The sequence below is a fragment of the Variovorax sp. 01T439_2 genome, assembly GCF_056398445.1.
On record NZ_JBFTPJ010000361.1, the window covers coordinates 1 to 5,355 of the forward strand.

Genomic DNA, 5,355 nt, shown 5'->3' on the forward strand with positions numbered 1-5,355 from the left:
CCGTGGCCGCTCGTGCACCCCGACGCGTAGCGCGTGCCCACGCCGACCAGCAGGCCGGCCGCAACGAGCGCAACGTAGCCGGCATCGATCTGCGGCCGGGGCCACGGCGCGAAAGCCGCATAGGCCATGGGCGCCGCGACCAGCCCGGCCACGAACGCCAGGCGCCAGGCCACGTCGCCCCGCACGGGCCGCAGCAGCCCGCCGACGATGCCGCTGATGCCGGCGATGCGGCCGTTGAGCAGCACGAACATCGCGGCGGCCGCGCCAACGAGCACGCCGCCCGCCAGGGCGGTCCATGGAGTGAATGCAGGCCAGTCGATCGTCATCGTCATTCTTCCTTCGGGCAGTAGATCCGGTAGAGCAGGGCGAGGATCTCGAGCAGCGACGGGTCTGCCACGGCGTAGAAGACGTTCTTGCCCTGGCGGCGCGTGGTGACCACGCCCTCGTTGCGCAGCACGCCCAACTGCTGGGACAGCGTCGGCTGGCGGATGTCGAGCTGCGCTTCGAGCTCGCTCACGCACATCTCGCCCTGGGACAGCTGGCACAGCAGCAGCATGCGGTCCTCGTTGGCCAATACCTTCAGCATGCCGACCGCGCGCGCAGCGGCGCCGCGCAGGATCTCGGGATCGAAGACGGGGTGGCGCTTTCTTGACTTCATGGTTGACTACATTATATAAAAATATATATTATTTGTCCGTAGATCATTGATCGATCCTGCGAGCTCGCCATGAACAACACCAAAGCCTCGGTCCAGGCCTTCTTCGACCCGCGCACCGGCACCGTCTCCTACCTCGTGTGGGACCCGGGCAGCCTGCGTGCCGCCGTGATCGACCCGGTGCTCGACTACGACTTCAAGTCGGGCCACACCGGCACCGCGTCGGTGGACCGGGTGCTGGCCTGCGTGGCCGAGCACGGGCTGCAGGTCGACTGGATCCTGGAGACCCATGCCCATGCCGACCACCTCTCGGCGGCCAGCCATCTGCAGGAGCGGCTCGGCGGGCGCATTGCCATCGGCGAGCACATCCGCACGGTGCAGGCCACCTTCAAGACGCTGTTCAACCTGGAGCGCGGCTTCCTGCCCGACGGCAGCCAGTTCGACCACCTGTTCAAGGACGGCGAGACCTTCCGCATCGGCGCCATCGAAGCCACCGCGATCCTGGTGCCCGGCCACACGCCTGCCGACATGGCCTACCTGATCGGCGGCGCGGTGTTCGTCGGCGACACGCTCTTCATGCCGGACCTCGGCAGCGCGCGGGCCGACTTCCCGGGCGGCGATGCGCGCCAGCTGTACGCATCGATGCGCCGGCTGCTGGACCTGCCGCCCGAGACGCCGGTGTATGTCTGCCACGACTATCCGCCGCCCTCGCGGCCGGCGCAATGGCAGACCACCGTGGCCGAGCAGCGCGCCCGCAACATCCACGTGCGCGACGGCATCGGCGAGGACGAATTCGTGGCCATGCGGCGCGCGCGCGACGCCACGCTCGAAGTGCCGACGCTGATCCTGCCGTCGATCCAGGTCAACGTGCGTGCCGGCCGGCTGCCGCCGCCCGACGGCAACGGCGTGTCCTACCTGCGCATTCCGCTCAACGCGCTGCCGGTTCGCGCAAGCTGCGGCGCCTGAGCGCCGCAGGTTCAGTGCGACCGGCTCTGGCGCACCTCAGGCCACGCCCGCCGGGCGAGTGCCGCCGAGCAGCCATCGCATCAGGTCGCGCACCGGGCGGATCTCGCTGCCGAAGGGCAGCGCCCCCGCGCCCCGGAAGAACAGGCCGCGGTCGAGGTGGCCCTCCAGCGCGTGCCCCAGTGTCTTGTCGATGCAGAACTGGCCCCAGCTCGGGGTGCCGTCGCGCAGGCCGCAGTGCGCCAGGCAGTCGAAGCGCATGGTGCAGCTTTCCTTCTTGTGCGCCTTGTGCTGCAGCCGCTCCTCCAGCCGCAGGTATTTGTCGAGCCACGGCGTGCGCACCGCGCGCGCGGGCAGGCCCGCCGTGCTGACGAACTCGACGATGTCGGCGGGCTGGGCATCGGCCAGCACCTGCTTGAAGGCCGGATGCGCATCGCATTCGGCGGTCACCGCGAACGCGGTGCCCAGCTGCACCGCCGCCGCGCCGATGCCCTGCAGGCGCCGGATGTCTTCGAGGCTGCCGATGCCGCCGGCCGCGATCAGCGGAATGCGGCCCTCGAGGCCGGCCGTCTTGAAGAATTCGAGCACCTGCGGAATGGCGACGTCGAAGTCGAAGCGCGGGTCCTGCAGGTCGGCCACCTTGGCAGCGCCCAGGTGGCCGCCCGCGAGCCGCGGATGCTCGATCACGATGGCATCGGGCAGGCGYCCCTTCTTCTCCCACTTGCGCACCACCAGCTGCACGCCGCGCGCGTCCGAGAGGATGGGGATCAGCGCCACCTCGGGGTGGTCGCGCGCGAGCTCGGGCAGGTCCAGCGGCAGGCCCGCGCCCACCACCAATGCGTCGATGCCGCAGGCCATGGCGTGGCGCAGGTAGGCCTCGTAGGCGGTCAGCGCCTTCATCACGTTCACGGCCACGAGGCCGCGCCCGCCGGAGAGCTCGCGCGCCCGCGCGATCTCGCGGCCCAGCGCCTCGAGATTGGCGGCGTCGATGCGCTGCCCGGCGTCCGGCTCGGCGTTCAGGTGGGCCGTGCGAGCCATCAGGTCGGGATGCAGCCGGCGCAGGTCGACGGCCGAGATCGTGCCCATGCCGCCCAGCCCGGCGACCGTGCCGGCGAGCCCGCCGGCCGACACGCCGACACCCATGCCGCCCTGAATCACGGGGAGGCGTTTGGCGCCCTTGAGGCGCCAGTTGCGCAGGCCCGCATCGCGCGAAAGCGCTTGCAGCGCGACTGCTGTTTCGTCAGAGGATCGATCCATCATGTTCCACATCAGGTTGATAGGGGCCGTGGACGGCATTGGCGTTCTTGTTGCACGCGGATTCCTGGGGAGGTGCGCCGGGATTGTTGGATGGGGCGGCGACGCGCACCTTGACGAGCATCAAGCGCGCGGGGTCCTTCGGTTCCAGCCGAAGGTCTCTTCCATTTTTTTGCTGCGGCAGGTGAAGAAGATCACAGCCTGCCGCGCGATGCGAAGCCACGTCGGCACGATGGCCCGCATGAACCACAAGCGCCAGCCGCATCACGGCGATACCAGGCATGCAGCGCGGGAACCGGCGGGTTCTCGGGCGCATGCGGATGCGCCCGCGAGCGGTCCCTTCGTCAACTGTTCATGCGGGCTCGCGCACCTGGAGCGCATCCATCGGCACTGGTGGATGAAGCTCCTTCCCTGGCTGCGGTTCTATTGCTGCAGCCGCTGCGGAAAATCGCAGCTGGCCTCGAAGCGGGCGGTCAGCTTCGCGGTCACGTCTCTCAGGAGTGGAAGCGAGGCGGCCCAGGTGCCTGCGCCCTGATCGGGGCCGCTGGCGATGCGCCGGGCAGATCAATCCGGCTTCGGTCCGGCGTTGCCCGTGTCTTCCGGCATGGTGAACAGCTCGGGGTCGAACATGGGATGGGCTTCCTCGGCTTGCTCGGCGGGCGCATCCGGAAGCAGGCTGCCGAAGTCCGTCGAGGCGAAGTTCGGCGGGATGTGGATGCCTTTCTCGTCGCGGCGGACCAGGCCGCGGCTTTCCAGGTCGCGCATGGTCTTGTTGACCACCTCGCGCGAGAGCCCCGAATACGATGCGATGACCGCCTGGGTGATGCGCTTGTCGTAGCCGCCGCTGCCCGCAGGGGCCAGCTGGGTCAGCTCGTGGAGCACGCGGCCGACCAGGTTCTCGGCCGACAGCGACGAGATCCGGCGCAGCTGTCCGCGGATCATGGTGATGCGTTTCATCGCAACCTCGAGCAGGCCGATGGTCACCTCGGGGTAGGTCGAGCACAGCCTGCGGATCGCGGCGATCGGCATCAGGTAGACCGAGGAGGGCAGGGCCGCAACCAGGGTCGAGGTGGTCTGGTAGCGGTCCTCGCCCAATGAAGGGCCGAGGAAGAAATCGCCCCTGCGGATGAAGTCGGTCGTGACATCCCGATCGACGGCGCGCAGCAGGCCGCTGGCCACGCAGTAGATGCTGTCGGTCCAGGTGTCCGCGAGAAGCACCGTCTCGTTGCGCCGGTAGGACCGCAGTTCGCTGCTGCGGATCAGGGCGGCCCGGTCGGCGGGCGGCACGCTGGCAATGAGGGGATGGAGGTACATGGCGAAGGTTATGTCGGCCACCTCATTTGCAGTCCGCCTGAAGCAGCCGGAACAGCGCCTCGATGCGGTTTTGTTCTTCGGCCTCGTGCAGGGCGCGGCCCCGCAACCAGAGTCTTCCGGCTTTTCTCTCGACATGCACGTCGTAGACGCGGTCGACGCAATCGACCACGACATCCGGCGCGAGCCGCTCCTGCGCGGCCCACAGGGCCAGTTCGATCTCCGCCGCGCCCAGGCGCCTGGACGCGCGCATCGCGATCCAGTCCGCATGCAGCCGCGGCAGTGCCGTCATGCCGCGCACCTTGAGCGGCTCGCTGCCGAGCTTCGCCAGCAGTTCCTCGAGCTGCCCGCCGCCGGAGCGCTGCGCGGGCGTGGAACTGGCCGTGCAGGCGGCGCTGGTGCGCAGCAGGAAGCAATCGTCGCGCAGGCAGCTCAGGTCGGTGTCGGCCGAAGCCAGCAGGCTCGCGCGGATCCGCCGCCGGATCTCGCGGCTGACGTCCGCGGCAACCTCCGGCCCATCGGCGTCGACCAGCTGCGCGAAATTGGCGATGAAGAAGAGTGCGCACACCCTGGCAGGCAGGGCGCTGCGGTTTCGCTCCCTCGCTGCCGCAGCGGCGGCAGCGCGATGTTTTGCGGGCAGCAAATGCGCCAGGGCCGCGCGCCACCGCGGCCCGAAGAGCCTGTTTTCCATCCGTGGCAGGGCGATCGCTGCATCGCCTGCGTGACACCACTTTCTCTGCATTTGGCATGCCCCTGAATCGTTGAACCATTTCTTGGATCCGCTCGTGAGCGGTCCTCAGGGGAATGCTACGGAGCAACATGCGGCTTGGCATCGGGTTTCGAGTCGCGGATGTGTTCCGAATCACAATCAGACACAATTGGCGTTCGGCCTCTTGCGGTTCGCGCAAATGTTGGAGATGGACGGGGTCCGCCGCCGCTGCTGGAGGCGTTTCAAGTTCATTGTGTGGGACCGGGTGCTGGGCAGCACGCCCACAAAAAGGTGAGTGGCCGATGCGCGACAGGAGAGGTGCGCGGCTGCGTCCGGCAGGCCGCTCCCGGCGCATGGCCGGGCGCCTGGACCGCTGGTTCTACGGCCGGCTTCGCAAGCTCAGGCGGGGCACGGCTGTTCGGGCGGTGGCCATCGTGTCCATCGCGATCGTGCTTGCCTGAGG

Annotated in this window: 8 protein-coding genes; 3 read left to right on the forward strand and 5 right to left on the reverse strand. The window is 68.7% G+C overall.

Annotated elements, in window-relative coordinates; genetic code table 11:
• Both AC1DOC_RS17570 and AC1DOC_RS17575 read right to left on the reverse strand, forming a co-directional pair.
• The coding region (locus AC1DOC_RS17570) for a YeeE/YedE family protein (RefSeq protein WP_478130170.1) at positions 1-326 on the reverse strand (326 nt) is incomplete at its 3' end.
• Positions 327-328: 2 nt separating this feature from the next.
• Positions 329-658 carry a metalloregulator ArsR/SmtB family transcription factor gene (locus tag AC1DOC_RS17575; RefSeq protein ID WP_015865620.1) on the reverse strand — a complete coding sequence of 110 codons (330 nt, stop codon included), beginning with the start codon at positions 656-658 and terminating at the stop codon, positions 329-331.
• 69 nt (positions 659-727) lie between these two features.
• Here AC1DOC_RS17575 and AC1DOC_RS17580 point away from each other — a divergent pair, with 69 nt between their 5' ends.
• The gene (locus AC1DOC_RS17580) at positions 728-1,621 is read left to right on the forward strand and encodes an MBL fold metallo-hydrolase (protein WP_015865619.1); all 894 of its coding nucleotides are present in this window, start codon (positions 728-730) and stop codon (positions 1,619-1,621) included.
• Between the two features lie 36 nt (positions 1,622-1,657).
• Here the strand turns inward: AC1DOC_RS17580 and AC1DOC_RS17585 are convergent, their stop codons facing one another.
• Positions 1,658-2,875: an NAD(P)H-dependent flavin oxidoreductase gene (locus AC1DOC_RS17585; protein ID WP_015865618.1), complete on the reverse strand. Its 1,218-nt coding sequence runs from the start codon at positions 2,873-2,875 to the stop codon at positions 1,658-1,660.
• Between the two features lies 1 nt (position 2,876).
• Between AC1DOC_RS17585 and AC1DOC_RS17590 the strand changes: the two genes are divergently transcribed.
• Positions 2,877-3,407: a hypothetical protein gene (locus AC1DOC_RS17590; protein ID WP_049826193.1), complete on the forward strand. Its 531-nt coding sequence runs from the start codon at positions 2,877-2,879 to the stop codon at positions 3,405-3,407.
• Positions 3,408-3,436: 29 nt separating this feature from the next.
• Here AC1DOC_RS17590 and AC1DOC_RS17595 read toward each other — a convergent pair whose 3' ends face one another.
• Both AC1DOC_RS17595 and AC1DOC_RS17600 read right to left on the reverse strand, forming a co-directional pair.
• Positions 3,437-4,186: a Crp/Fnr family transcriptional regulator gene (locus tag AC1DOC_RS17595; RefSeq protein WP_015865617.1), complete on the reverse strand. Its 750-nt coding sequence runs from the start codon at positions 4,184-4,186 to the stop codon at positions 3,437-3,439.
• 22 nt (positions 4,187-4,208) lie between these two features.
• Entirely contained in the window at positions 4,209-4,751 is a 543-nt protein-coding gene (locus AC1DOC_RS17600) for a hypothetical protein (RefSeq protein ID WP_018906050.1), read from the reverse strand.
• A 443-nt stretch (positions 4,752-5,194) separates the two neighbouring features.
• Between AC1DOC_RS17600 and AC1DOC_RS17605 the strand changes: the two genes are divergently transcribed.
• On the forward strand, positions 5,195-5,353 hold the full coding sequence (locus AC1DOC_RS17605) for a hypothetical protein (protein ID WP_167313252.1): 159 nt from the start codon (positions 5,195-5,197) through the stop codon (positions 5,351-5,353).
• Positions 5,354-5,355 lie beyond the last annotated feature (2 nt).

Coding starts and splice junctions, on each gene's coding strand:
- AC1DOC_RS17575 (WP_015865620.1), bottom strand. CDS start 658: ATGAAGTCAAGAAAGCGCCACCCCGTCTTCGATCCCGAGATCCTGCGC.
- AC1DOC_RS17580 (WP_015865619.1), top strand. CDS start 728: ATGAACAACACCAAAGCCTCGGTCCAGGCCTTCTTCGACCCGCGCACC.
- AC1DOC_RS17590 (WP_049826193.1), top strand. CDS start 2,877: ATGTTCCACATCAGGTTGATAGGGGCCGTGGACGGCATTGGCGTTCTT.
- AC1DOC_RS17595 (WP_015865617.1), bottom strand. CDS start 4,186: ATGTACCTCCATCCCCTCATTGCCAGCGTGCCGCCCGCCGACCGGGCC.
- AC1DOC_RS17605 (WP_167313252.1), top strand. CDS start 5,195: ATGCGCGACAGGAGAGGTGCGCGGCTGCGTCCGGCAGGCCGCTCCCGG.